Source organism: Streptomyces sp. NPDC002773 (genome assembly GCF_040295605.1).
Taxonomy (GTDB): domain Bacteria; phylum Actinomycetota; class Actinomycetes; order Streptomycetales; family Streptomycetaceae; genus Streptomyces.
This window is the reverse complement of the sequence record NZ_JBEOVO010000020.1, coordinates 88,618-113,205: the sequence shown is the minus strand read 5'-3', so window position 1 is coordinate 113,205 and position 24,588 is coordinate 88,618. Positions and strand designations below refer to the sequence as shown.

The following is a 24,588-nucleotide window of genomic DNA, read 5'->3' as shown; positions in this document are numbered from 1 at the left end:
CATCGCAGGATTTGTCGTGGCGCGCCGTCACGAACTCGTGAGGACGACGAGTTGGCGGGTCGCGCGGGTCAAGGCGACATAACGGTCGACCGCCCCCTCGATCCCCTCGCCGAAGGCCTCCGGGTCGACGAGGACGACCAGGTCGAACTCGAGGCCCTTCGACAGCGTCGGCGTCAGCGACCGGACCCGGTCGCTCGGCCGGAACCTGGGGGCGCCGATGACACAGGCCGTTCCCTCGGCGTGCGCGGCGAGCCAGTCGTCGAGGACCGTGTCGAGCTCGTCCACGGATCCGTGGACGACCGGGATGCCGCTGCTGCGGACGGACGTCGGCACGTTCGCGTCCGGGAGCGCGGCCCGGATGGCCGGCTCGGCCTCCGCCATGACCTCTTCCGGCGTCCGGTAGTTGATGCTCAGGGACGCCACGGAGATCCGGTCGAGCCCGACCCGGTCGAGGCGCTCCTGCCACGACTCGGTGAACCCGTTCCTGGCCTGGGCGCGGTCTCCGACGATGGTGAAGCTCCGGGACGGACAGCGCTGCAGCAGCATCTGCCACTCCGCGTCCGTCAGCTCCTGCGCCTCGTCCACGACGACGTGCGCGAACGGTCCCGCGAGCAGGTCGGACTCGGTGCCGGGCAGCGCGGCCTCGTCGACCAGGCTGTCCTTGAGGTCCTGCCCGCGCAGCATCGTCACCGCGCCTTCGCCGTCGACGTCGGCCGCGAGCACGTTGTCGATGACTTCGGCCATGCGCGCGCGTTCGGCGGCGACCGTGGCCCGGTGGCGACGCGCGCGCCGGGCGGCCTCCGGATCGCCGAGCCGCTGCCGCGCCGCGTCCAGGAGCGGCAGATCGGAGACCGTCCAGGCCTGGGCTTCCTCGCGCTGAAGCGTGCGGACGTCCTCACGGCTCAGCCAGGGAGCGCACTTCCGCAGGTACGCGGGGACCGACCACAGGTCCCCGACGAGGTCGGCCGCCTCAAGGAGCGGCCAGGCGCCGTGCAGGGCGTCGGCCAGTTCCTCGTCCTGCCGCAGCGACCTGCGGAACTGGTCCTCGGGCACCTCGCCGTCGAGCTTGGCGAGCAGGATCGTGCCGAGCTCCTCCCAGATCTGCTCCCGGGCCTCGTTGTGCGGCGTGCCGGTCTCCGGCGCCTCGAACGCCTCGGCCCAGTCGGCCGCGGTGAGCCGGACGTCGGCCCAGTCGGTCGAGACCGTCATCCCCTGGGTGGGCGGCTCCTCGTAGAACCTGACGGCCGTCTCGATCGCCCGCACCATGTCCGCGGACGACTTCAGGCGGGCCACCTCCGGGTCGCGCTCGGCCGCCGCCCGCGCGCCCTCGGCGACCAGGTCCCGCACGGTGCAGGTCTGCACCCCCTCCTCGCCGAGGCTGGGCAGGACATCGGCGACGTACGCCAGATAGGGCTGGTGCGGTCCGACGAACAGCACACCGCCCTTGCGGTGACCGAGGCGCGGGTCCGCGTAGAGGAGGTGCGCGGAGCGGTGCAGCGCGACGACGGTCTTGCCCGTGCCGGGGCCGCCGTCGACGACGAGGGTGCCGCGCGAGCCCGCCCGGATGATGGCGTCCTGGTCGGCCTGGATGGTGGCGAGCACGTCCCGCATCCGGGGCGACCGGCTGCCGCCGAGGCTGGCGATGAAGGCGGACTGGTCGTCGAGGGCCGCGTGGTCGTCGAGGCCGTCGGCGGTGAACACCTCGTCCCAGTAGTCGCCGATCCGGCCGTTGTGCCAGCGGTACCTGCGGCGGCTCGCGAGCCCCATCGGGTTGGCGTGGGTGGCCGCGAAGAACGGCTCGGCGGCGGGGGAGCGCCAGTCGATGAGCAGCCGGCGCCCCGTGCTGTCGGTGAGACCGAGGCGTCCGACGTACACGGGCTCGGTGCCGTCCGCGCCGACGATGCGTCCGAGGCACAGGTCGAGACCGAAGCGGCGCAGGGTGCGCAGCCGGCCGGTCAGCCGGTGGATCTCGGCGTCCCGGTCCATCGCCTCCCGGCCGGCGCCGCCGGGCGCCTTCCGTGCCGCGTCGAGACGGTCGGACAGTTCGGCGATCGACTCCCGGAGGCTCTCCGCGACGGCCGCGAAGTGCCGCTCGTCACCGGCGATCAGCGCCGGGTCGGCCTTGGGGGCGAGACGGTCGGGAAGGTCGAACGCGCTGGTGTCGTACGACCGGTCCAGCGACGAAAGCACACGCACGGGGTGGGACTCATTTCTGCAGGGGCCGAGGTGAGACCGTGATTCTGCGGTATCACCGGGGCCTTGCCGCAAGCCCCCCTGTGCGCTATAAGTTGAGAGTGGCAAGAGGACGGTGTTCCCCTTGCCCTTTCTCATGTCACTCCCCGTGCCGCTCCCGCCGTTCCGCCGCGATCAGTGCGGCACCACCGCGCCGGCGTAGACGTTGTCCGGGGTGACGACCTCCGTGACCGCCCTGGCGAGCAGCGTCGACGGCTCCTGGCCCTGGTGCAGGATGTCCGTGTTGATCATGACGACCAGGGTGGCCTTCTTCGACGGCAGGTAGACCGTCACGGTCTCGTACCCCGGGATGGATCCGTTGTGCCCGATCCAGCCGTTGGTCTCCAGGATCCCCAAGCCGTAGGTGGTGCCCGGGAAGCCGGTCGGCAGCGTCCTGAGCCGCTGCGCCTGGGTCTCGGGGCTGAGCAGTTCGCCGGTGGCGACGGTCTTCGCCCAGCGCTTCAGGTCGTGCACGTTCGAGATCATCGCCCCGGCCGCCCAGGCCCAGCTCGGGTTCCAGTCCGTGGCGTCGGTGACCGCGCCGCTCAGCGACTGGTCGGTGTAGCCGCGTGCGTGCGGCTCGGGGAACTCCGCGCCCTTCGGGAAGAGCGTGTGGCGCAGGTGCGCGGGCCGGAGCACCCGCTCGTGGATGACGTCGGCGAGGCGCTTCCCGGTGACCTTCTCGATCACCAGGCCGAGCAGGATCAGGTTGGAGTTGGAGTACTGGAACGTCGTGCCCGGCGCGGAGGTGTTGGGGTGCCGGTAGCCGTACGAGAGCAGCTCCCAGGGGTTGTACGGGCGCTTCGGCTCGGTCTGCAGGTCGCGGATGAAGTCGGGGTCCGAGGTGTACGGGAAGAGCCCGCTGCGCATCTCGGCGAGGTGGCGCAGGGTGATCCTGTGCCCGTCGGGCACGCCTCGGACGTAGTCGGAGATCGGGTCGTCGAGGCGGATCTTCCCGTCGTCGACGAGCTGGAGCAGCGCGGTGACCGTGAAGGTCTTGGTCTCGCTGCCGATCCGGACGTAGGTGTCGACGGGCATCGGCTTCCGGGTGGCGGTGTCGGCGACGCCGGTCGCGCGGACGTAGCAGCCCTTGCCCGGCATCCACAGCCCGACCACGACACCGGGGATGTCCGCCTGCCTGCGGACGTCCTCGATCGTCTTGTCCAGCTTCGCCGTGAGGCCCTGACCGAGACCGCCCGGCCGGCAGTCCTCCTCGCCGTGCCGGCCGACGTCCGCGGCGTGCACGGGGCCGGCGGGAGCGACCGCCGTCGAGGTCAGCACGGACGCCGCGAGCAGCGTCGCGGCGAGCAGTCTGCGGTGGTGGGTACGTCGCATGTCGGGACGCCTCTTCCTGGTCACGGGCACGGAGGGCTACATCAGCACCGGAACGCGGCCGGGGGCGCTCCCCACCCGGAGTGCCTTCCGGCGAGTCCACTCGTTCGGCGCCACCGCGCGACCTCGTGACCGGGTCCCGCGCGAGTCAGCCGGCGGAAGCCGCCGTCAGCGCGACGGGCGCGGGCAGCGGGATCTCGAAGTGCACCGTGCCGAAGCCGCCGTGCTCGCCCGTCGTCCGGGCGTCGAAGACCTCCGTCGCGAGGCCCCGCCAGAACGCCTCGGCGCCGGGGATGTCGACGTTCGTGTGCAGGTAGACGCTCTCGTAGCCGGGGACCCCTGCGGCGTACGCGCAGGCCGCCCCGACCATGACGCGGGCCAGCCCGTGCCGCCGGTGCTCCGGACGCACGTACACCCGGAGCAGCTGGGCCGTGCGCCCCGACGGGTACCGGTCGGCCAGCGCGCGGGGGTGCGGCGGATGGGCTGGCCCCCGGGAGTTCACCGCGGTGGTGCCGACGACCTCGCCGTCGAGCACGGCCACGAGGAGGGCGTGCCGGGGGTGGTCGAGGTAGCTGCGCCGGAGGTCCACGACGTCCTCGTGCCACTCGGGCACGTACCCGTATCCGAACTCGCCGTAGAACGTGTCGAGCATGACGCTGCGTGCCCCCGGAACGTCCTCCGGGCGTGCGTGCCGCACCAAGTAGCGGCCGATTCCGATCTGTTCCCGCTGATCCATGGCGGCACGGTACCCGAACAACCCACCTGTTGGAAATGAAAACGATTTCAGATAGCGTCTCCTCCGGCTCGCGGGGAGCGAGCCGTCGCAGCGGCCGCACGGGCCGGTCCGAGAGGGAGTCGCGTGGGACATCTGCTGGTGATCGAGAGCTGGGTGGGGTCGATGAGCAGGCTGCTGCCCCGGGCGATCCGCGAGGGCGGACACGAGTTCACCTTCGTCACCCGGGACCTGCACCACTACCTGCGGGCGGCCCCCGCCGACGGGCCGCACCCCCTGCTCGCCGCGCGCAACGTCATCACCGTCGACACCAACGACCCGGACACGCTGCTGCCCCACCTGGAGCGGCTGCACGCGGTACTCGGCTTCGACGGGGTCCTCTCCTCCTGCGACTACTACCTGCCCGTGGTGGCCCGCGTCGCGGAGCGGCTCGGCCTCCCGGGCCCGGCGGCCGACGCCGTCGAAGGAGCCTGCCGGAAGGACCTCACCCGGCGGCTCCTGGCCGACGCGGCCGTGCCCGGACCCCGGTACGCCGTCTGCGCCGACCCGGCCGAGGCCGCGGACGCCGCCCGCGGGATCGGCTACCCGCTCGTCGTCAAACCCGTCGACCTCTGCGCCGGGATGCTGGTCCGCGAAGTCAGGAACGAGCGTGAACTGGCCGACGCCGGCCGCGCGTTGGCGGACTTCCCGGTCAACGCCAGAGGTCAGGACCGCACCCCGGTCCTCCTCCTCGAAGAGCTGCTCACCGGACCCGAGGTCAGCGTGGAGACCGTGTCCCGCCGGGGCGCCACCCACGTCGTCGGCGTCACCGACAAGAGCATCGGCGGCGCGCCCGCCTTCATCGAGACCGGGCACATGTTCCCCGCCGCCCTCACGCCGGCCGACACCGCCGCCGCCGTCGACACCGCCCTGGCGGCCGTCAAGGCGCTCGGCCTCGACGACGTGGTGTGCCACACCGAGATCAAACTGACCCCGGAGGGGCCCCGAGTGGTCGAGGTCAACCCCCGGCCCGCCGGAAACCGGATCACCGAACTCGTCCGGCACGTCACCGGCGTCGACCTCGCGGCCGCCGCCGTCGACGTCGCCCTCGGCCGCACCCCCGACCTCACCGCGCACCCCACCGGCGTACGGAGCGCCGCCATCGCCTTCCTGCTGCCCGACACCGCCGGAACGCTCACGGCGATCGAGGGCGCCGACGCCCTGAAGGACCGGCCCGACGTAAGGGAACTGACCCTCGCCGAACCCGGCCGCACCGTCCGCCCCGCCGCCAGCAACAACGAGTACCTGGGCCACGTCATGACGGTCGATACCGAGGGGGACGGCGCCCGCGCCACGGCCGAACACCTCGTCGCCACACTGCGCCCTTGTTACGAGCGCTGCCCGGCGGTGTCCGCGTGAGCAGCCCGAGCGCACCGACGCTCCATGAACCCGCCGTCCGTACCGTCGACGGACTCGTCGACGCCGTGCGCGCCGGCGCCTACGGTCCCGACCCCGCCGGGCAGCGGGTGGCGCTGGCCTTCTCCACCTCCCAGGCCGTCCGGCACGACGGCCGCGCCGGCGGCTACCGCAACGAGGTCCTGAGCCTGCGCCTCCACGCGGCCGTCGGCTCCTGCGCCGTCGAGCCGGGGGCGCTCGGCCCGGCCGCCCTCGACGACTGCGTCGGAGCCACCGTCGCGGAACTCCTCGACCACCCGCTGCTCCCCGTACGGATCGCCGCCCTCGACGCGTACCTGATGCACACCCGCCCGCACACCCCCGAACACGGCGCCCACATCGTCACCCTGCCGTCCGGCAGCTCCCTGGAGCGGTCCCGCGCCCGGGCCCGCGCGGTCGTCGACCTCCTGCCGGAGACCGGGGCCGACCGGGTCCTCGTCGTCGGCGTCGTCAACTCCCTCCTGGAACGGCTGCGGGAACGCGGCACCGGTTACGTACCCTGCGACCTCAAGGGCGGCAGCACCGAATGGGGCGAGGCCGTCCGCACCGACGCCCTGGCGGAGTTGGAGCACTGCGACGCCGTCCTCGCGTCCGGCATGACCCTCGGCAACGGCACCTTCCAGCCGCTCCTCGACCACGCCGCCGCGACCGGCAAGCCGCTGGTCATGTTCGCGCAGACCGGCAGCGCCGTCCTGCCCCGTCTGCTCGGCGCCGGGATCACCGCCGTGTCCGCGGAGCCGTACCCCTTCTTCTGGCTCGACGGCGGCCCCGGCGTCATCCACCGCTACGGCGGCCCCGACGCCGCCCCCGGCGTGACCCACCGCGACGGAGGCCCCCGGTGACCACCGCTCCCGTGCTGCACCGGCAACCGGCCGGCGCGGCCGCCAACCCCGGTCTGCTGCCGCTCATCGGCCGCACCCCGCTCGCCCGGATCACCACCGAACTGCCCCTCCCGCACCCCGGGTTCTGGGCGAAGCTCGAATGCCTCGGCGCGGGCGGCATGAAGGCCAGGGCCGCGCTCTCCATGCTGCGCGGCGCCCGCCGCCGCGGCGAGCTGAGGCCCGGGGCGCCCGTCGTCGAGTCCACCTCCGGCACCCTCGGCATCGGACTCGCCTTCGCGGGACAGGCCCTCGGCCACCCCGTCGTCCTCATCGGCGACATCGAACTCGAACCCAGCATGCGGCAGTTGCTGCGCTCCTACGGCGCCAGGCTCGAACTCGTCGACCGCCCCGAGCCCGAGGGCGGCTGGCAGGCCGCCCGCATCGCCCGGCTCCACCAGGTGCTCGCCCGGACACCGGACGCCTACTGGCCCGACCAGTACAACAACCCGGACAACGCCGCCGGATACGCCTCCATGGCCGCCGAACTCCGCGACCAGCTCGACCACCTCGACGTCCTGGTGTGCAGCGTCGGCACCGGCGGCCACAGCGCGGGACTCGTCGGCCCGCTGCGCCGCCGCTGGCCCCGCCTGAAGGTGATCGGCGTCGACTCCGTCGGCTCGGCCATCTTCGGCCAACCCGCCCGCCCCCGCCTCATGCGCGGACTCGGCAGCAGCATCCACCCCCGCAACGTCGCCCACCACCTCTTCGACGAGGTCCACTGGGTGGGTCCCGCCGAGGCCGTCGACGCCTGCCGCCGGCTCGCCCGCACCAACTTCGTCAGCGGCGGCTGGAGCACCGGGGCCGTCGCCCTGGTCTCCGCCTGGGCCGCCCGGGTGGCAGCGGGCGCGGTCGTCGCGACCGTGTTCCCTGACGGCCCGCACCGCTACCTCGGCACGGTCTACGACGACGACTTCTGCCACGCCCACGGCCTCGACACGGCCGAACTCCGCGTCCGCCCGCTGGAACTCGCGCACCCGCGCGCCGCGGAAGCCGTCGGCTGGGCCCGCTGCCGCCGCGTCCTCGCCCCCGCGCCACCGCCCCCGAGCCGTCTCCCGGCCCCGACGCGCACGCCCGGAGGCGCCGCATGAAGGTCACTTGGCACACCACCGCACTCGAACTGGCCGAACCGCTGCGGATCTCCCGCTCGGTGATGGCCCGCCGCGACGCCGTCTGGATCTGCGTGGAACAGGGCGGCCTGCGCGGCTGGGGCGAAGCCGTCAGCAGCGACTACCTCGGCCTGCCCACCGACAGGATCGTCCACCACCTCACCGCCGTCCGCCCGCTCCTGGAACGCCTCCCGGACCCCGAGACCGCCTGGGAGGACCCCGCCGCGGCCGGCCTCACGCCCGAACTCCCGGCCGGTGTCCTCGCCGCCGTCGAGGCCGCCCTGCTCGACCTCACCGGCAAGCGGTCGGGCCGAGCCGCCCACCTGATGCTCGGCTCGCCCGACGCGCCGGCCGCGGTCACCGCCCGGACGATCGGCATCGTCGCCCCCGTACCGGCGGCCGCCCAGGCCGCCCGGCTCGCCGTGAGCGGCTTCACCGTCCTCAAGATCAAGGCAGGATCCCCCGACCCCGCCGATGACCTCGCCCGCGTCGACGCCGTCCGCACCGGAGCCCCCGAGGCGAGCCTCCTCCTCGACCCCAACGGAGCCTGGAACGAACGCCAGGCCCATGCGCTGCTGCCCCGGTTCGCCGCCCTCGGCGTCACCGCGGTCGAGCAGCCCATCGCGCCCGGCGACCACGCCGCGCTCGCCCGGGTGGCGAAGGAGTCCCCGATCCCGGTGATCGCCGACGAGGACGCCGTCACCTACGAGGACGCGACCGCCCTCGCCGGGCTCGTCCAGGGCGTCAACGTCAAACTCGCCAAGTGCGGGGGAGTACGGGCCGCCCTACGCATCCACGAGGCCCTGCGCGGCAGCGGCACCGAGCTGATGCTCGGCTGCCTCACCGCCAGCTCCCTCGGCATCGCCCCGGCCGTCCACCTCGCCGACCGGGCCCGCTGGGTGGACCTCGACGGGCACCTGCTGCTCGCCGACGACCCCTGGTCGGGCATCGGCGGCCGGGACGGAACGGTACGGCCCTCGGGCCGGGCCGGCCTGGGCGTGCGGCGCACGGAGGCGGAGCCGCGTACCCGGGCGGCGGCCTCCGCGGGGCTCCGGGCCCAGGGCGCGGCGGAGGCGGCCGCGCCATGAGCACCCTCGCCGCGATACGGACCTTCCCCCTCGCCATACGCCTGCTCCTCGTCAACCAGCTCGGCGTCAACACCGGCTTCTACCTGCTCGTCCCCTACCTCGCCACCCACCTGTCCGACGACCTCGGCCTCTCGGCGGCGGTCGTCGGCGTGGTCCTCGGCCTGCGCAACCTCAGCCAGCAGGGCCTGTTCCTCATCGGCGGCTCGGCCTCCGACCGGCTCGGCGCCCGGGGGGTGATCATCGCGGGCTGCGCCCTGCGCACCGTCGGCTTCGGCCTGTTCGCCCTCGGCGACACTCTGCCCCTGCTCCTGGCCGCGTCCGTGCTCAGCGGGCTCGCGGGGGCCCTGTTCAACCCCGCCGTCCGGACGTACGTCGCCCAGGAGGCGGGGGACCGCAAGGCCGAGGCGTTCGCCCTGTTCAACGTGTTCGCCACGACCGGCGCCCTGCTCGGCCCGCTGCTCGGCGGACTGCTCCTGCTCGTCGACTTCCGTGCCGCGGCCGTCGCCGCCGCGGCCGTCTTCGCCGTACTGACCCTCGCCCAGCTGCTCGTCCTGCCCGCCCGCCCGGTGCCGACGGCCGACACCCCGCTGCTCGGCGACTGGCGGGAGACGCTCCGCAACCGCCGGTTCCTGGCGTTCTCCCTCGCCATGATCGGCATGTACGGCCTCGAGAACCAGCTGTACCTGCTGCTGCCGCACGCCGCCGCCCACGCGTCCGGCTGGGCGGGCGCGACCGGCCTGCTGTTCCTCGCCGGAACCGTCACGAGCCTGCTGTTCCAACTGCGCATCACCCGCGCCCTGAAGGCCCGCGGCGACCGCGCCCGCTGGATCACCACCGGCCTCGCCGTGATGGGCCTCGGCTTCGTCCCCCCGGCCCTCGTCGCGGGGGCGTCAGAGCCGCACCCGCTGCGGCTCCTCGCGGTGCTCGCCGGGGCGCTGCTGCTGCACGTCGGCGTGATGATCGCCTCGCCGTTCGTGATGGAGCTGATACCCGCCTTCGGCCGGGAGAGCCTCACCGGCACCTACTACGGACTGTTCTACCTGGTCTCCGGCGTCGCCGCGGCGGCGGGCAGCGCCGGCGTCGGCTGGTCCATGGACACCGCGGGAACCACCGGCCTGAGCTGGCTGCCCTACGCCTGCTGCACCGCCCTCGGCGTGGGCTCCGCGGTCGCAGTCGCCCGGCTGCGGCGGCGCGGGGCCCTGCCCGAAGGCGACCCCGCAGAGCCGCCCCCGCCCGCGCCCACCGGCGTACGACCCCGAAGCGAGACCACGTGACCGCGCACGCGACCAGTGGCGCCAACCTGCTCACCGACCACCCGGAACTCTACGAACAGCGGTTCCCCGACCCCGACCGCCTCGCGGCCCGCTGGACCGAGGAGACGCTGACCCGGTACGGCTCCGGGCCCCGCGTCCTGGACGTCGGCTGCGGCACCGGCCGCGACGCGGCCTGGCTGCACGGCACCGCGGGCCGGGACGTCACCGGCATCGACACGTCCGAGGCCATGCTCGCGCACGCCCGCGCCCACCACCCGGGCCCGGCCCACCGGTGCGCCGACATGCGGGACTTCGACCTCGGGACCGTCTTCGACGCCGTGGTCTGCCTGGACAGCGCCCTGCTGTACTGCCACACCAACGACGACCTGACGGCGTTCCTCACCCGCTGCCGCGCCCACCTCGCACCCGGCGGGCTGCTCGTCGCCGAGATGCGCAACGGCGCCTTCTTCCTCGGAAACACCGAACTGCTCGACGGATCGCGGACCGCCTCCTTCGACTGGCAGGGCACCACCTACACGTCCCACACCACCCTGTGGATCGACCACGGCGCACAACTCCTGCGCCGCCGCCGCACCTGGACCGCCGACGACGGCTCGGCGCCCGAGGAGCAGCACTCCGCCTGGCGGCTGCTCTTCCCCCAGGAGCTCCGGCACTTCCTCACCACCGCCGGGTTCGAGGTGCTCGCCCTCCACGACGGCCCCGGACCCCGTACCGAACCGCCCTGGAGCGAAGGGGCCGCCCCGTACGGGACCGCCCGCTCCGACCGCCTCCACCTCGTCGCCCGCCTCACCGCTCCTCCCACCGACAACGGAGACAGCACACCGTGAACGATCCCCGCCCCCGCCCCGCCCTCGCCCGCAGAGGCTTCCTCATCGCCACCGGCGCCACCGCGGGCGCCCTCGCCCTCACCGCCGGCTGCTCGACCGGAACCGGAACCGGCACCGCCGCCGATCCCGCCGCCGGTCCCCGGAACGGCACCCCCCAGCGCGGCGGCACCCTGCGCGCCGCCTTCGCGGGCGGCGGGGCGGGCGAGACCCTCGACCCGCACGCCGCCAACCTGTTCGTCGACGCCGCCCGCGCCAAGGCCCTCTTCGACAAGCTCGCCGACTTCGGCGCCGACCTCGCCCCCGTACCCCGGCTCGCCGCACGCTGGGAGCCCAACGCCAGGCTCGACACCTGGAAGATCACCCTGCGCGAGGCCGTCTTCCACGACGGCCGGCCCGTCACCGCCGAAGACGTCCTCCACAGCTACCGCCGCATCGCCGACCCCCAGGGCACCTTCCGGGCCAAGGCCTCCCTCGAACCCATCGACCTCGCGGCGAGCCGCGCCCTCGACCCGTCCACCGTCGAGTTCCGGCTCAAGCGCCCGTACGCCGAATTCCCCAACGTGCTCGCCGCGTTCGGCGCGTACATCGTCCCCAAGGGCAGCACCGACTTCGACCGGCCCGTCGGCTCCGGCCCGTTCCGCTTCGTCTCCTTCAAGCCCGGCAGCTCGCTCCTCGTCAAGCGCAACGACACCTACTGGGACGGCGCCCCCCACCTCGACCAGGTCGAGTTCGTCATCGCCACCGAGGAGTCGGCCCGCGTCAGCGCCCTGCTCGGCGGCCAGGTCCAGTACGCCCACGAACTCACCCCCGCAAGCGCCCGCACCCACGAGGGCAGGGGCAGGATCGAGATCATCCGCCTGCCCGGCAGCGGCATGCAGGGCTTCGTGATGAAGACCGACCGGCCCCCCTTCGACGACAAGCGGGTCCGCCAGGCGTTCTTCCTCATCGCCGACCGCCAGGAACTCGTCGACGGCGCGCTCTCCGGCGCCGGCGAGATCGGCAACGACCTCTTCGGCAAGGGCTACCAGTACTACGCCTCCGACCTCCCGCAGCGCACCCAGGACCTGGCCAAGGCCCGCGCCCTGCTGAAGGAGGCCGGCGCCGAAGGCCTCAAGGTCACCCTGGACACCGCCCCCGCCGGCACCGGCTTCATCGAGGCGGCGGGCATCTTCAAGGAACAGGCCGCGAAGGCCGGCGTCACCGTCGAGGTCCGGGTCGGCAACAAGGACACGTACTGGAAGGACATCCTGAGCAACGGCAGCTTCGCCTCCTACCGGTCCGGCGCCATGCCCATCGAGTCCCACGTCTCCCAGCGCCTGCTCACCGGGTCCACCACCAACGCCACCAAGTGGCAGCACAAGGACTTCGACGCCCTCTACCAGCAGGCCCAGGCCACCCGCGACGACAAGCAGCGCGCCGCCCTCTACGCCCGTATGCAGCGCCGTCTGCACGACGAGGGCGGCTTCCTGATCTGGGGCTTCGCCGACTGGATCGTCGCCACCGCGCCCGCCGTACGCGGGGTGTCCGGCAAGGCCCCCGCCAACACCCTCGACTGGGCCCGCTTCGACAAGCTCTGGCTCGCGTGACCCCGCACCTGAACTGGGTCGGCCGCCGCCTGCTCCTCGGCCTGGGGCAGACGGCGGCCCTCGTGCTGTTCCTCTTCGTCCTCACCGAGGCGCTGCCCGGTGACGCGGCCGTCGCCCTCGCAGGCGACCAGCCCGACCCGGAACGCATCGCCCGCATCCGCGAGACCATGGGCCTCGACCGGCCCGCCGTCGAACGGTTCCTCCAGTGGGCGGGCGGCCTGCTCCACGGCGACCTGGGCACCTCCCTGGTGTCCGGGCGGCCCGTGACCGGCTATCTGGCCGCCGGGCTCGGCCCCACCCTGATCCTCGCCGGCGCCACCCTCGCCCTGCTCGTCCCGCTCTCCGTAGGGCTCGGCGTCCTCGCCGCCCGCCGCGAGGGCGGCGCGGTCGACCGTACCGTCAGCGGCCTCACCCTCGCGGTGCACGCCGTACCGGAGTTCGCCCTCGGCGTGCTCCTCGCCACCGTCTTCGGCCTGTGGCTCGGCTGGCTGCCGCCCACCGCCGTCGGCACCGACCCCGCGGCCCTCGCCGCCGCGCCCGCGGTGCTCGTCCTGCCCGTCGTCGTCCTCCTGGCCAGGCCGGTGTGCACCATCAGCAGGCTCGTCCGCGCCGGGATGATCGACGCCATGGCCTCGCCGTACGTCGCCCAGGCCCGCAGGTACGGACTGTCCGGCGCCCGCGTCCGCTGGGCCCACGCCCTGCCGAACGCCCTCGCCCCGGCGGCCCAGCAGCTGGCCCGCACCTGCGACTGGCTGCTCAGCGGAGTCATCGTCGTCGAGGCCCTGTTCGTGATCCCCGGACTCGGCACGGTCCTCATCGAGGCCGTCGCCGCCCGGGACGTCCCCGTGATCCAGGGCATGGCCGTGGTCTTCGGGGTGGTGACCGTGCTGGTCAACATCGCCGCCGACCTGCTGGCCCGCAGACTCGCCCCACGCTCGGAGGTGGCGGCATGACCCGTACCCGTCCCGAAGGCGACCGTACGACCGGCACCCCCCTCGGAGATCCCCATCTGACCGCCTCGGGCTCCCGCCCCCGGCCCCGATCCCGCTCCCGGTACGCGCTCGCCCTCGGTCTGATCGCGCTGCCGCTGCTGCTCGCCCTCCTCGGCCCGCTGTTCGCCGGACCTCCCGGCCCCCGCTCCGTGTCGTACGCGACCGGCGGCGGGCACTGGCTCGGCACCGACTTCACCGGGCGGGACGTCTGGCACCAGGTCCTGCTCGGGGGCCGGCCCGTGGTGCTCGTGGCCGTCGCCGCCACCCTCCTCGCGTACGCCGTGGCCGTCCCCCTCGGCCTCACCGCCGCGCTGACCCGCGGCGGTCGGCTCGAAGAGGCGCTCATGCGGCCCCTGGACGTGCTGATCGCCGTACCGTCCCTGCTGCTCGTGCTGCTCGTCGCGGCCACCCTCACCCCCGGCCCGGTCGGGCTCACCGTCCTGGTGGGGCTCGCCGCCGTGCCCGACGCGGCCCGGGTCGTCCACGCGGCGGCCGTGGAGGTCTCCGCCCGGCCCGCCGTCGAAGCGCTCCGCATGCAGGGCGAATCCTGGTGGCGTACGGCCTTCGGCTACGTCGCCCGCGCCCTGCGCCGTACCCTCGCCGCCGACGCCGGCATCCGGCTGACCGGCGCCCTCTACCTGGTCTCCACGGCCGCGTTCCTCGGCGTCGGCGTCCAGCCGGACGCCGCCGACTGGGCCGTCATGGTCGACCGCAACCGGACCGGCCTGTTCCTCCAGCCGTGGGGGGTCGTGGTGCCCGCCCTGCTCATCGCAGCCCTGTCCATGGGCACCAATCTGCTGTTCGACGCGGCCCTCCAGCGCGGCGGCCGCCGGAAGGGAACGACGTGACGAACCCGCGTGCCGAGGCGGCGCCCGTGGCGGAGCTACGGGAACTGCGCGTCGAGGTCGACGGCCGCCCGGTCGTCGACGGGATCAGCCTCACCGTCCGCCCCGGGAGGGTGACGGCCCTGGTCGGGCCCTCGGGCAGCGGCAAGACCACCACCGGGCGCGCTCTCCTCGGCGAGTACCCCGAGGGCGCCCGGGTGTCCGGCAGCGTCCGCACCGCGGGGCAGGCCGTGGGATACGTGCCGCAGCACCCGGCCACCGCCCTGAACCCGGCCCGCCGGGTCGGTGCGCTGCTCCGTGACATCGCGCGGCTGCGCGGCGGAAGCCGGGCGGAGTCCCTGGAGCGGGTCCGCGAAGCACTGCGGCGCGCCCAACTCGCGGATCTGGACGAGGTGTTGCGCCGCTACCCGCACCAGCTGTCCGGCGGGCAGCAGCAGCGCGTGGTCCTCGCGCAGGCGTTCCTGCTCGGCGCGAGCGTCCTCGTCGCCGACGAGCCCACCACGGGGCAGGACGCGGTCACCCGGCAGGGCGTCGTGGCGCAGCTGGCGGCGGTCGCGCGGGACGGGATCGCGGTGGTGCTGCTCAGCCATGACCTCGACGCGGTACGGCTCCTCGCCGACGAGGTCGTGCTGCTGCGCGAAGGCCGAGTGGTGGACCGGGGCACACCGGCCTCGGTCCTCTCGGTGCTGCCGCACCAGGCGCCTCCCGCCGATCCGGGCGCCCGTCCGAGGGGCGCCGTCCGCCTGGAGACACGCGGCCTGACCGCCCGCCATCGCACCGCGCACGGCCCGCTCACCGTGCTCGACGACGTGGGGCTCTCGGTCGCGGCGGGGGAGTGCCTGGCCGTCGTCGGCCGCTCCGGCAGCGGCAAGACCACCCTGGGCCGCTGCCTGGCGGGGCTGCACGCCACGTACCGGGGCGAGGTGGTGCTCGAAGGGACCGCGCTCGCCCGCAGCCTGCGCTCGCGTCGGCGTGCCGAACTGGCCGCTGTCCAGTACGTCTTCCAGGACGCGAAGTCGGCCTTCGACGAGTACCGCCCGGTCCTCGACCAGGTCGCCCGTACCGCCGTACGGCTGCGCGGCACGGCGACGGAGGAGGCGCGGCGGACGGCGGCGCGGGTCCTGGCCGGCCTCGGGCTCCCCGAGGAGACCGCCGCGCGACGCCCCGGCGGGCTCTCCGGCGGCGAACTCCAGCGGGCGGCACTGGCCCGCGCCCTGCTCGCGGAGCCGAAGGTGCTGGTCTGCGACGAGATCACGTCGGGTCTCGACGCGAGCACCCGGGACGGCATCCTCGACCTCCTCGCCGGTCTGCGGCGGCGCGAGGGCCTCTCGCTGGTGTTCATCACGCACGACCTGGCGGCCGCGGGGGCCCTCGCCGACCGGATCGCGGTCCTGGACGGCGGCCGGGTGGTGGAGGAGGGGGCGGCGCGGGAGCTGTTCGAGGCGCCGCGCCACGCGGTGACGAGGGCCCTGCTCGCGGCGGCGGAGCCGTACCCCGAAGGGCAGTTGGCGCCCCGACCGGGGTGAGGGCCGGGGGCGCCGGACATGACCGGGCCGGACGGTGCCGTGGCTGCGACCACCGTCCGGCCCGGAGTGCGGGGGCGGGGTGTCAGGCCGCCGGCTCGTGCTCGCAGGCGTCGTCGATGCCGTACGTCTCCCACACGGGGAAGTCGTCCTCGGCGGGTACGGGTTCGCCCGGCGCGAGCAGGCAGGCGTCGAGGGCCGCGCGCAGGGCCTCGGTGCGCAACCCGGTGCCGATGAAGACCAGTTCCTGGCCCTGTGCGGTCCCCGGGCCGTGGGCGCCGGACGGCTCGAACCGGGCGACGGCGCCGGCCTGTGACCACAGCCCGGTCACCCGGGGTCGGCTTGCGAGCCGGAAGAACCCCTTGGAGCGCAGCACGCGCCCGAAGGTGCCGCTGTCCATGCCCTTGGTGACGAAGGTCCACAGCCGCCCGGGATGGAACGGCAGGTCGGAGCGGAAGACCAGCGAGGAGATGTCGTACTCCTCGGTCTCCGGCACGTGGTCGCCGTTGAGCTCCTTGACCCAGCCGGGGGCCTGCTGGGCCCGCTCGACGTCGAACAGGCCGGTGCCCACGACCAGTTCGAGGGGGACCTGGCCGCGTACGGCCGGGACGACACGCGCCTCCGGGTTGAGCCGGGAGAGGGTGGCCCGCAGCCGGCGGGCCTCCTCGGGCCCGACGAGGTCGAGCTTGTTGAGGACGATGACGTCGGCGAACTCGACCTGGTCGATGAGGAGGTCGCTGACCGTGCGCTCGTCGTCCTCGTACGGGGCGAGGCCCCGCTCGGCGAGTTCGTCGCCGCCGTCGAGTTCCGGCAGGAAGCCCGCCGCGTCCACGACGGTCACCATCGTGTCCAGGCGGGCGATGTCACCGAGGGTCGCCCCGTCGTCGCGGGGGAAGGAGAACGTGGCGGCCACGGGCATGGGCTCCGAGATGCCGCTGGACTCGATGAGGAGATGGTCGAAGCGGCCCTCGCGGGCCAGCCGGTCGACTTCTTCGAGAAGGTCGTCGCGCAGGGTGCAGCAGATGCACCCGTTGGTCATCTCGACCAGTCGCTCCTCGGTACGGGACAGCGCCGCCTCGCCGCCCCGTACGAGCGCGGCGTCGATGTTGACCTCGCTCATGTCGTTGACGACGACGGCGACCCGCAGCCCCTGGCGGTTGGTGAGGACGTGGTTGAGCAGGGTGGTCTTGCCCGCGCCGAGGAAGCCGGACAGCACGGTCACGGGCAGGGCAGGAACGGGCGGGACGGGCACGGGCTGCCGGTCGGTGGGTGCCATGGGGGCTCAGCCCTCCGGGCGGAGCAGGCCGCGCTCGTACGCCTTCACCAGGCGCTGCGGCACCAGGTACACCGAGCCGTCCACCGTGAAGGGCACGAGCTGGGCGGTGCTCGCCTTCCACTGGGCGCGGCGGTGGCGGGTGTTGCTGCGGGACATCTTGCGCTTGGGGACGGCCATGGGGATCTCCTCGGGAGCTCGGGGGTGGGGCGGGGTGGTACACGGAGGCTAGCACTTGTCGATAATGAAAACCATTGCCATATAGTGTTGCCCGTCCCGCACCGGCCCCCCCGAACCGAAAGGCCCTGCCATGAAGCCCGGCATCCACCCCGCCTACGGCCCCGTCGTCTTCCGCGACTCCGCCTCCGGCACCGCGTTCCTCACGCGGTCCACGATCACCAGCGACAAGACCGTCGAGTGGGAGGACGGCCAGACGTACCCCCTCGTCGACGTGGAGATCTCCTCCGCGAGCCACCCCTTCTACACCGGCACCGCACGCGTCCTCGACACCGCCGGCCGCGTCGAGCGCTTCGAGCGCCGTTACGGAGCCCGCTGATGGACCGGACCACGGACCACGATCACAAGCTCCCCGTGGTGATCGTCGCCGGCCTCCACGCCGAGGCCCGGACCCAGGTCGTCGAACGACTCCTGTCCACCGTGCCGGGAAGCGTGGCCCTCCACCACGACCTGTCCGAAGCACCCGGCGGCACCGTCCTCCGCCTGATCCGCGACGCCTCCGGCACCCTCTCCCGGGGCGAGACGCCCCTGGTCAACGACTGCGCGTGCTGCGCCCTGCGCGAGGACCTCGTCCCGGAGCTGTGGCGGATGGCCGACAGCGGCCTCACCCGCCTCGCCGTGGTCGAGCTGTGGGACTCGGTCGAACCGAAGGCCATGGCGGAGGTGGTCGCCGGGCACGGCGGCGACCGGCTGGCCCTGACCGGCGTGATCACCGCCGTGGACCCCGCACTCGTCCTGCCCTACCTCGGCAACGGCGACGACCTCGCCGAGGCCGGCCTCGCGGCCGCCCCCACCGACCGGCGGACCGTCGGGGACACCTGGGCCCGCCAGCTGGAGTACGCCCCCGTCCTCGCCGTCGTCGACAGCGAGGACGCCGACGAGGAGGACCGCGCCCTCCTCGCCCAACTCCACCCCACCGCACGCCAGATACCGGCCGGTTCCGCCGAACTCGCCCGCGCCGCGTTCGCGGGCGTCGACGTCGAGGCCGCCGCGGCGGCGCAGCACCCCGCGTGCGCGCTGCTGCCCCAGGACGCCGACGAGGCCGGCGTCTCCACGTTCGTCTGGCGCCGCCGGCGGCCGTTCCATCCCGAGCGTCTCTACGAGGCCCTCGAGGACCTGTGCTGCGCCGCCGCTCGCAGCCGCGGCCGCTTCTGGCTCGCCGACCGGCCCGACACGCTGCTCGCGTGGGACGCGGCGGGGGGCGCGCTGTGTGTCGAGAGCGTCGGCCCCTGGCTGGCGTCGCTGCCGGACGCGGCCTGGGACATGGTCCCTCCCGTACGCAGGGCGGCGGCCGCCCTCGACTGGCACCCCGACCACGGCGACTGCTGCCAGCACCTCGTCTTCACGTCACCCGGCCTGGACCGGGACGGGCTCGAACGGCTCCTCGACTCCTGCCTGCTGACGGACGCGGAGTACGGGTCGGGACGCGAGGCGTGGAAGCACCTGCCGGCCGCCTTCGACACCCTCCTCGACGCAGCCTGAGCCGCCCCCGCACCACCCGACCACCCCCCTCGCAAGGAGCGACATCCCCATGGCCCGACGCCACGACCCCCGCAAGCCCGCCGCGCCCCGGCCCAACCCGCTCGACGCGGCCGGGATCACGTACATCGACTACAAGGACACCGACCTGCTGCGGAAGTTCCTCTCCGACCGGGGGAAGATCCGCAGCCGACGCGTCACCCGGGTCACGGCCCAGCAGCAACGCGCCCTCGCCGCCGCCGTCAAGAACGCCCGCGAGATGGCCCTCCTGCCGTACGCGAGCCGCTGACCCGCCCGGTGGAGGGGGCTCAGCGGCGCGGCGGCTCACTCCAGTCACTCGCGTCACTCCGGGACGAACAGGTCCTCGTGCGCGTCGGCCAGGACGAAGCCGTTGTCGAGGCGGACGCGGATCGTCGTCCGCGGTTCCTCCTCCTGGTACGCGGTCCACGCCGGTTCCAGGGACGCCACCTGCTCCACGAGCTGCTGCCTGCTCCCCGGGGGCATCTGGTGGCCGAAGTCGGCGAGGAGCGACCGGAGCCGCTCGTACTCGCGTACGTCGGGGCCCGGGGCCTTCTCCGGGCGGTCGATCCGTTCGACGGTGCCCCCGGTCCCCGCCGCCAGGTACAGCGTCCCCGCGGAGACGGAGGTGTCCGTCTCCGCGGGGACGCTCCCGGCGAGGGTGACCGCGCCGCCCACCCTGAGGTCGGCCGCGAGGCTCACCCGTCGGCCCTCTGTCCATGTCATCGGGGTCATCGGGCCTTCATAACACGAGGTGGCTCAGCTGCCCGCGTCCTGCGGGTACCAGCGCAGCTCGACCGTGTTGCCGTCCGGGTCCTTGACGTAGACCGACTGCGCCGAGCCGCGCGCGCCCCAGCGCGGGACGGGGCCCTCGACCACCTCGAACGTCCCGGAGTCGATGACCTCCTGCCAGTCGAGGGGGTCGACGACCAGGCAGATGTGGTCGACGTTGGACTCGCCCCGAGGGCGGGAGAAGAGGTCGATGACGGTGCTCCCGTCGATGCGGACCGACGGGAAGGGCACCTTGCCGGCCCGCCACTCCTCGACCCGCTCGGGCGCGAGGCCCAGGGGGCCGGTGTAGAACTCGAGAGCCCTGTCGACGTCGCTCACGTTGAGCACGAGGTGGTCGAAGGCTTTGACGCGCATGGTGGATTCTCCGGTTTTCTCATTCATCTTCGTGGCTTCTGTGAGTACGACGGCCTGCACGGGCGGAGAAAGACTGCCCGTCACAGATCCGTCCACGACGAAGCACAGGAGACGACACGGTGGGTGTGCAACAGTACGACGAGATCGGTGAGGCGTACGAGGGCTTCAAGTCCCTTGTCCTCGAGCAGTACGCGGTGGTGCCCGGCTTCCTGGCCATGGTCGGTGACGTGCGCGGCAAGTCGCTCCTCGACCTGGCCTCCGGCACCGGCTTCTACAGCAGGGAGTTCAGGCGGCGCGGCGCCACGGATGTCCTCGGCATCGACATCTCCGAGGAAATGGTCTCCGTGGCACGGCAGTTGGAAGAGGCCGCGCCGCTGGGTGTCCGCTACGAGGTGGGTGACGTCGCCGAACTGCGCCCGTTCGACGAGCCCTTCGACATCGTGCTCGCGGTCCAGCTGCTCAACTACGCGGAGGACTACGCGACCACGGAGCGGATGTGCCGCAACATCCACCGGAGCATGAAGCCCGGCGGTGAGCTGTTCCTGCTCAACCAGTCGCCCGACTACCGCTTCGACGGGCCGACCCCGGAGAAGTACGGCTTCCGCACGGAACTCACCGGTGAGGAGGCCGAGACCGGCCCGCGGGTCCGGACCACGGCCCTGCTCGACCCGCCGGTCTCCCTCGTCGCCAACCGCCCGCGTCGCGAGGTCTACGAGAAGTCCCTGGGGGCGGCCGGCTTCACCGGGCTGACCTGGGTCCCGCTGACGGCGTCGGAGGCCGGCGTACGCGAGTTCGGCGCGGACTTCTGGGCCGACTTCCACGCCAACCCCCCGCTGGAAATGCTCCGCTGCCGCGCCTGACGGCCGGCTCAGGCCCTGGGCCGAGCTTCAGATCACGAAGCTCGGCCCAGACCCGTTATCTTTCCGTCATATTGCCGGGACGGTGAACACCTTTACGGCGTCAGCCGGCCAGGTCCGGACGGTCGGTGACCCGGACGGCGCTCACCAGCGGCTTGCCCTGACCTGCGGCGAACTCGATGTCGAGGGTGCCGTCGGTGACCGCGACGGTGTACGAGCGCTTCAGCGCCACGCCCTTTCCGGCCTCACGGACGATGTCGAGCGAGGGCAGGACCTCGGCGCCCTCGATCAGCACACCGAACACCCGGTTGCCCTCCTTGGCATGGGACTTGGTCTCGGTGAAGCCGAGCTCGACCGTGTACGTGCCGTTCGGCACCCCGTCGAAGCGGTACGCTCCCATGCCCTCGCGGGCGGTGGAGTACAGCCACGGATCCTCGGTGCCGCTGACGGCGTCCTTGGTGGAGTGCGGACCGGCCTCACCCTGGAAGCCGTACGAACCGGCGGTGTACATCCGGTCCGGCGCCCAGGAGTCGCCCGCGCTGTCGGCCCGCGCGGCGGGCTGCTTCCCGCCCGCGTCCAGGGCGACCTGGTACCGCGGCACGACGACCGTGACCGGCACGGTCACCGTCCGCGTCCGTGCGCCGTCCGAGTGGACCACGAGCTGCGCGGTGAGCACCGAGCCGGGCGTGGCGCCGGCGGTGTCGACCCGGACCGAAAGCGCGGTCCCGGCGCCCGGCGCCAGCTCGGCGGCGCCGAGCGAGGCGTCGAGCCAGCTCACGTCGGACTCCTTGCCGGCGACGGCCTCGGAGACCCGGACGGCCGTGGCCGCCCCGCCGTGGTTGGTGACCGTCAGAGCGCGGGTGCGCCGCTGCTCCTCGGGAACGACCGCCTTCAGGCCCTCGGCGGGGACGTCCACCCGGACCAGGCCGGTGGGCAGCGCCGCGGAGGCCACCACGGGGCTGCCGGCCGGCACCGCGAGGGTCCTGGTCACCGTGGCGTACGACGTCTTCTGGTACGCCACCCGGTACGTGCCGGGAGGCAGCGCCACGTTGTAGCTTCCGTCGGCGCGGGTGGTCGTGGTCACCGAGGCGCCGCCGGGGGTGTCCGGGGTCAGGGTCACGGTCGCGCCGGACACGGCGTCACCGGCGTTGCCGTCGGTGACGAGGCCCCGCACCTGGCCGTTACGGGTGCCGCGGAAGGTGACGTTGAGACCCGAGTGGACGGAGGGGGTGTCGTACGCGTACGGGAAACCGTCGGTGCCTTCGGCGTTCTCCATGCCGATGGTGGCGCTGGAGGCGATGTGCTCGCCGCCCGGCGGGACGCCGTCGTACGTGTAGGTGATCGAGCCGTCCTCGCCGAGCACGGCGGAGAAGGACAGGCGGTCCTTCCGGCCGTCGCTGAAGGTCACGTTCCGCCATTCGACGACGAAGCGGCGGTTCGGTGCGGTGCCGAGGACGCCGGTGTAGACGCCTGCCTGCGCGTCGACCTGTACGCGGTCCCAGAAGGGGTACAGCGCGTAGTTCGGCTGGCCCGTGGCCGGAATGTCCGTGTTGTGGCCGAACTCCACGAAGGGGGCGTAGGCGAGCAGGCCGTTGGTGCCGATGAAGATCCTGTTCGAGGGGGCGGTGGAGCCGTACAGCGGCACGTTGAACGGCATGCTGAACGCGCGCGAGATGTCCTTGCCCGTCAGCGAGGGGATCAGGGTCGTACCGGCGATGTGGCTTCCCGTGCGGCGGGTGCAGGCGTAGCCGTACGCGTCGGTGCGGACCGGCAGCGTCAGATCGACCGTGGAGTCGCCGGAGACCTCGAGGGAGCGCACGACGGGGCCGGCGCAGCCATGGGTGGGCGTGACCCTGAGCTGGTAGGAGCCGTACGGCAGCGGCAGCGTGTAGCGGCCGTCGGCGGCGACGACGGTCCTGGCCGGGGTGCCGACGGCGACGACGGTGGTGCCGGCGACGGGCCCGGAGACGTCGGAGACGGTGCCGGAGACGGTCGCGCCCGGAGCCGCGGGCGCGACGAAGTCGGCCTGCGTGGTGGCGTCCGCGGTCACCGTGACCGTGCGGCCGGTGGTGACGTGTCCGAAGCGGCTGACCTTGACCGCGTAGTCGCCGACCAGCAGCCGCGGCAGCGTGTAGGTGCCGTCGGCGGCGGTGGCGACGGTCCGGTCCAGCGGGCCGTCCACGCTGACCTGGGCGCCGCCGAGCGGCTTCCCGTCGGCCGTCACCGTGCCCGAGAGGGTGGCGAGTCCGGCGCGGGGAGCGGCCTGGACGGCGCCGTAGGCGTCGAGCTTGCCCTCGCCGTACACGTTGTTGTCGTCGGCCGTGCCGCCGCAGGTCGTGTCGTTCATGTCCCGCGCCGAGGCGTCGAGGAGGGCCGTGGTGGCCGGAATGTCACGGAGCAGTGCGGGCGCGGCCGACCACATCAGCGCCACGACGCCGGCGGTGTGCGGAGCGGCCATCGAGGTGCCCGACAGGGCGCGGTAGCCGCCGCCGGGGATGGCGGAGCGGATACCGGCGCCCGGGGCGGTGATGTTCGGCTTCACGTCGCCCTCGCGGCCGCTGCCGCGGGACGAGAAGGAGGTGATGACGCCGTTGTAGCCGTACGCCCCCGAGCTGTAGACGTTCGGGTAGATGCCCGGGGTGGTGGTGGTGTTGCACGACGGGCCGCTGTTGCCGTTGGAGAAGGCCGGGAAGATTCCGGCGGCGCTCCAGGCGTTGACGATGTCGGCGTACCAGGGGTCGTAAACGGCTCCGCCCCAGGAGTTGTTGACGACGTCGGGGGCGAGATCGGGCCGGGGGTTGGCGCCGTTGCTGTCGGTGGGGGCGACGATCCACTGGCCGGCGGCGAGCAGCGACGCACGCGAGCAGCTGCTGGACTCGCAGCCACGGGCGGCGATCCACTTCGCGCCCGGGGCGACGCCTATGGAGGTGCCCGCGCCGTCGTCCCCGACGATCGTGCCGATCGTGTGGGTGCCGTGACCGGTGTGGTCGCAGGGGGTGGCGGGTGCGCACGTGCGGGTCGGGTCGAACCAGTTGTAGTCGTGGCTGACCGTGCCGTCGGCGGAACGGCCGCGGTACTGGGAGGCGAGGGCGGGGTGGTCGAACTGCACGCCGCCGTCGATGTTGGCGACGACGATGCCTTCGCCGCGCACCTTGAAGTCGTTCCAGACGTCGTCGGCGCGGATCTCGGCGACGTTCCAGTCGACGGCGTTCACGGAGTTCACGGCGGGGTTGGTGTCGTCCTGCGTCAACTCCGGCAGACGCAGGGCCTTTTCCGCCTCCACGGCGGTGACCTCGGGAAGCGCGGCGATGTCCTGCAACAGGCGCGCGTCACCGGTGACTTGGACGGTATTGGAGATCCAGAAGGGGGTGTGAGCCGCGCCCGCCGCCTTCAGCAGCTTGCGCAGCCGCGCCTGGGACTTCTCGGCGTGCTGCGTCTTGGCGCGGAGGACCGCCTCACCCTTCTTCCGCTTCGTCTTCGCCTCGGTGGTGGCACCTGCGAGGTCGGCGGCGCTGTCGAGGCGTACCCAGAAGGTGCCGACACCGCCCTCGTCGAGGTCGGCGAGAACCGCCGCCTCGGTCTTGCGCTCCACGGCCGAGGCTCGGCTGTCGACGGCGGGTCCTGCGAGGGCGGTGCCGCCGCCGGCGGCCAGGGGGACGGCCAGGGCGGCGAGCGCTGTCAGTGCGGCGGCGACTCTTCGCCGTCTCCATGTCGTGGGGAACATG

The 24,588-nt window shown here is 73.4% G+C and carries 22 protein-coding genes; 14 read left to right on the top strand and 8 right to left on the bottom strand.

The window, feature by feature from the left end; genetic code table 11:
• Positions 1-27 precede the first annotated feature (27 nt).
• From helR to ABT034_RS23480, 3 genes are all read right to left on the bottom strand, one after another.
• Positions 28-2,196: an RNA polymerase recycling motor ATPase HelR gene (gene helR / locus ABT034_RS23490; protein ID WP_351218258.1), complete on the bottom strand. Its 2,169-nt coding sequence runs from the start codon at positions 2,194-2,196 to the stop codon at positions 28-30.
• A gap of 171 nt (positions 2,197-2,367) precedes the next feature.
• Positions 2,368-3,567, bottom strand: coding sequence for a serine hydrolase domain-containing protein (locus ABT034_RS23485; RefSeq protein ID WP_351218256.1), 1,200 nt, complete (start codon positions 3,565-3,567; stop codon positions 2,368-2,370).
• Between the two features lie 145 nt (positions 3,568-3,712).
• Positions 3,713-4,300, bottom strand: coding sequence for a GNAT family N-acetyltransferase (locus ABT034_RS23480; RefSeq protein ID WP_351218254.1), 588 nt, complete (start codon positions 4,298-4,300; stop codon positions 3,713-3,715).
• 123 nt (positions 4,301-4,423) lie between these two features.
• Here ABT034_RS23480 and ABT034_RS23475 point away from each other — a divergent pair, with 123 nt between their 5' ends.
• From ABT034_RS23475 to ABT034_RS23430, 10 genes are read left to right on the top strand one after another with little or no spacing between them, the layout of a single operon-like run.
• The gene (locus tag ABT034_RS23475) at positions 4,424-5,695 is read left to right on the top strand and encodes an ATP-grasp domain-containing protein (protein ID WP_351218252.1); all 1,272 of its coding nucleotides are present in this window, start codon (positions 4,424-4,426) and stop codon (positions 5,693-5,695) included.
• Positions 5,692-6,573 carry a Rossmann-like domain-containing protein gene (locus tag ABT034_RS23470; protein ID WP_351218250.1) on the top strand — a complete coding sequence of 294 codons (882 nt, stop codon included), beginning with the start codon at positions 5,692-5,694 and terminating at the stop codon, positions 6,571-6,573. The genes ABT034_RS23475 and ABT034_RS23470 overlap by 4 nt, the downstream gene beginning before the upstream one ends.
• A complete protein-coding gene (locus ABT034_RS23465) occupies positions 6,570-7,700 on the top strand; it encodes a PLP-dependent cysteine synthase family protein (protein ID WP_351218248.1) in 1,131 nt (376 codons plus the stop codon). Before ABT034_RS23470 ends, ABT034_RS23465 begins: the two co-directional genes overlap by 4 nt.
• The gene (locus tag ABT034_RS23460) at positions 7,697-8,806 is read left to right on the top strand and encodes an enolase C-terminal domain-like protein (protein ID WP_351218246.1); all 1,110 of its coding nucleotides are present in this window, start codon (positions 7,697-7,699) and stop codon (positions 8,804-8,806) included. The genes ABT034_RS23465 and ABT034_RS23460 overlap by 4 nt, the downstream gene beginning before the upstream one ends.
• A complete protein-coding gene (locus tag ABT034_RS23455) occupies positions 8,803-10,080 on the top strand; it encodes an MFS transporter (protein ID WP_351218244.1) in 1,278 nt (425 codons plus the stop codon). The genes ABT034_RS23460 and ABT034_RS23455 overlap by 4 nt, the downstream gene beginning before the upstream one ends.
• On the top strand, positions 10,077-10,907 hold the full coding sequence (locus ABT034_RS23450) for a class I SAM-dependent methyltransferase (protein WP_351218242.1): 831 nt from the start codon (positions 10,077-10,079) through the stop codon (positions 10,905-10,907). The genes ABT034_RS23455 and ABT034_RS23450 overlap by 4 nt, the downstream gene beginning before the upstream one ends.
• A complete protein-coding gene (locus ABT034_RS23445) occupies positions 10,904-12,493 on the top strand; it encodes an ABC transporter substrate-binding protein (protein WP_351218240.1) in 1,590 nt (529 codons plus the stop codon). The genes ABT034_RS23450 and ABT034_RS23445 overlap by 4 nt, the downstream gene beginning before the upstream one ends.
• Positions 12,481-13,446, top strand: coding sequence for an ABC transporter permease (locus ABT034_RS23440; RefSeq protein ID WP_502973031.1), 966 nt, complete (start codon positions 12,481-12,483; stop codon positions 13,444-13,446). The genes ABT034_RS23445 and ABT034_RS23440 overlap by 13 nt, the downstream gene beginning before the upstream one ends.
• Positions 13,443-14,333 (top strand): ABC transporter permease, encoded by an 891-nt coding sequence (locus ABT034_RS23435; protein WP_351218236.1) that lies wholly within the window; start codon positions 13,443-13,445, stop codon positions 14,331-14,333. The genes ABT034_RS23440 and ABT034_RS23435 overlap by 4 nt, the downstream gene beginning before the upstream one ends.
• Entirely contained in the window at positions 14,330-15,856 is a 1,527-nt protein-coding gene (locus ABT034_RS23430; protein ID WP_351218234.1) for an ABC transporter ATP-binding protein, read from the top strand. Before ABT034_RS23435 ends, ABT034_RS23430 begins: the two co-directional genes overlap by 4 nt.
• A gap of 82 nt (positions 15,857-15,938) precedes the next feature.
• Here the strand turns inward: ABT034_RS23430 and ABT034_RS23425 are convergent, their stop codons facing one another.
• Together ABT034_RS23425 and rpmF are read right to left on the bottom strand one after the other, a co-directional pair.
• The gene (locus tag ABT034_RS23425; protein WP_351218232.1) at positions 15,939-17,129 is read right to left on the bottom strand and encodes a GTP-binding protein; all 1,191 of its coding nucleotides are present in this window, start codon (positions 17,127-17,129) and stop codon (positions 15,939-15,941) included.
• 6 nt (positions 17,130-17,135) lie between these two features.
• Entirely contained in the window at positions 17,136-17,306 is a 171-nt protein-coding gene (gene rpmF, locus ABT034_RS23420; protein ID WP_351218230.1) for a 50S ribosomal protein L32, read from the bottom strand.
• Positions 17,307-17,436: 130 nt separating this feature from the next.
• On the opposite strand from rpmF, the gene ABT034_RS23415 reads away from it, so the two are divergent.
• The 3 genes from ABT034_RS23415 to rpsR are packed head-to-tail and all read left to right on the top strand — an operon-like array spanning position 17,437 to position 19,131.
• On the top strand, positions 17,437-17,682 hold the full coding sequence (locus ABT034_RS23415; protein WP_351218228.1) for a type B 50S ribosomal protein L31: 246 nt from the start codon (positions 17,437-17,439) through the stop codon (positions 17,680-17,682).
• A complete protein-coding gene (locus ABT034_RS23410) occupies positions 17,682-18,845 on the top strand; it encodes a CobW family GTP-binding protein (RefSeq protein ID WP_351218226.1) in 1,164 nt (387 codons plus the stop codon). Before ABT034_RS23415 ends, ABT034_RS23410 begins: the two co-directional genes overlap by 1 nt.
• 49 nt (positions 18,846-18,894) lie before the next feature.
• Entirely contained in the window at positions 18,895-19,131 is a 237-nt protein-coding gene (rpsR, locus tag ABT034_RS23405; RefSeq protein ID WP_351218224.1) for a 30S ribosomal protein S18, read from the top strand.
• A 53-nt stretch (positions 19,132-19,184) separates the two neighbouring features.
• Here rpsR and ABT034_RS23400 read toward each other — a convergent pair whose 3' ends face one another.
• Both ABT034_RS23400 and ABT034_RS23395 read right to left on the bottom strand, forming a co-directional pair.
• Positions 19,185-19,595, bottom strand: coding sequence for a hypothetical protein (locus ABT034_RS23400; protein WP_351218222.1), 411 nt, complete (start codon positions 19,593-19,595; stop codon positions 19,185-19,187).
• Positions 19,596-19,619: 24 nt separating this feature from the next.
• Entirely contained in the window at positions 19,620-20,006 is a 387-nt protein-coding gene (locus tag ABT034_RS23395; protein ID WP_351218220.1) for a VOC family protein, read from the bottom strand.
• A gap of 119 nt (positions 20,007-20,125) precedes the next feature.
• Here ABT034_RS23395 and ABT034_RS23390 point away from each other — a divergent pair, with 119 nt between their 5' ends.
• A complete protein-coding gene (locus tag ABT034_RS23390) occupies positions 20,126-20,866 on the top strand; it encodes a class I SAM-dependent methyltransferase (RefSeq protein WP_351218218.1) in 741 nt (246 codons plus the stop codon).
• 100 nt (positions 20,867-20,966) lie between these two features.
• On the opposite strand, the gene ABT034_RS23385 is transcribed toward ABT034_RS23390, so the two are convergent.
• The gene (locus ABT034_RS23385) at positions 20,967-24,587 is read right to left on the bottom strand and encodes a S8 family serine peptidase (RefSeq protein ID WP_351218216.1); all 3,621 of its coding nucleotides are present in this window, start codon (positions 24,585-24,587) and stop codon (positions 20,967-20,969) included.
• Between the last annotated feature and the right edge of the window lies 1 nt (position 24,588).

Bases quoted from the DNA above. Each gene is read 5' to 3' on its own strand.
- ABT034_RS23485 (WP_351218256.1), bottom strand. From the start codon at position 3,567: ATGCGACGTACCCACCACCGCAGACTGCTCGCCGCGACGCTGCTCGCG.
- ABT034_RS23480 (WP_351218254.1), bottom strand. From the start codon at position 4,300: ATGGATCAGCGGGAACAGATCGGAATCGGCCGCTACTTGGTGCGGCAC.
- ABT034_RS23460 (WP_351218246.1), top strand. From the start codon at position 7,697: ATGAAGGTCACTTGGCACACCACCGCACTCGAACTGGCCGAACCGCTG.
- ABT034_RS23455 (WP_351218244.1), top strand. From the start codon at position 8,803: ATGAGCACCCTCGCCGCGATACGGACCTTCCCCCTCGCCATACGCCTG.
- ABT034_RS23435 (WP_351218236.1), top strand. From the start codon at position 13,443: ATGACCCGTACCCGTCCCGAAGGCGACCGTACGACCGGCACCCCCCTC.
- ABT034_RS23425 (WP_351218232.1), bottom strand. From the start codon at position 17,129: ATGGCACCCACCGACCGGCAGCCCGTGCCCGTCCCGCCCGTTCCTGCC.
- rpmF (WP_351218230.1), bottom strand. From the start codon at position 17,306: ATGGCCGTCCCCAAGCGCAAGATGTCCCGCAGCAACACCCGCCACCGC.
- ABT034_RS23415 (WP_351218228.1), top strand. From the start codon at position 17,437: ATGAAGCCCGGCATCCACCCCGCCTACGGCCCCGTCGTCTTCCGCGAC.
- ABT034_RS23410 (WP_351218226.1), top strand. From the start codon at position 17,682: ATGGACCGGACCACGGACCACGATCACAAGCTCCCCGTGGTGATCGTC.
- rpsR (WP_351218224.1), top strand. From the start codon at position 18,895: ATGGCCCGACGCCACGACCCCCGCAAGCCCGCCGCGCCCCGGCCCAAC.
- ABT034_RS23400 (WP_351218222.1), bottom strand. From the start codon at position 19,595: ATGACCCCGATGACATGGACAGAGGGCCGACGGGTGAGCCTCGCGGCC.
- ABT034_RS23395 (WP_351218220.1), bottom strand. From the start codon at position 20,006: ATGCGCGTCAAAGCCTTCGACCACCTCGTGCTCAACGTGAGCGACGTC.
- ABT034_RS23385 (WP_351218216.1), bottom strand. From the start codon at position 24,587: ATGTTCCCCACGACATGGAGACGGCGAAGAGTCGCCGCCGCACTGACA.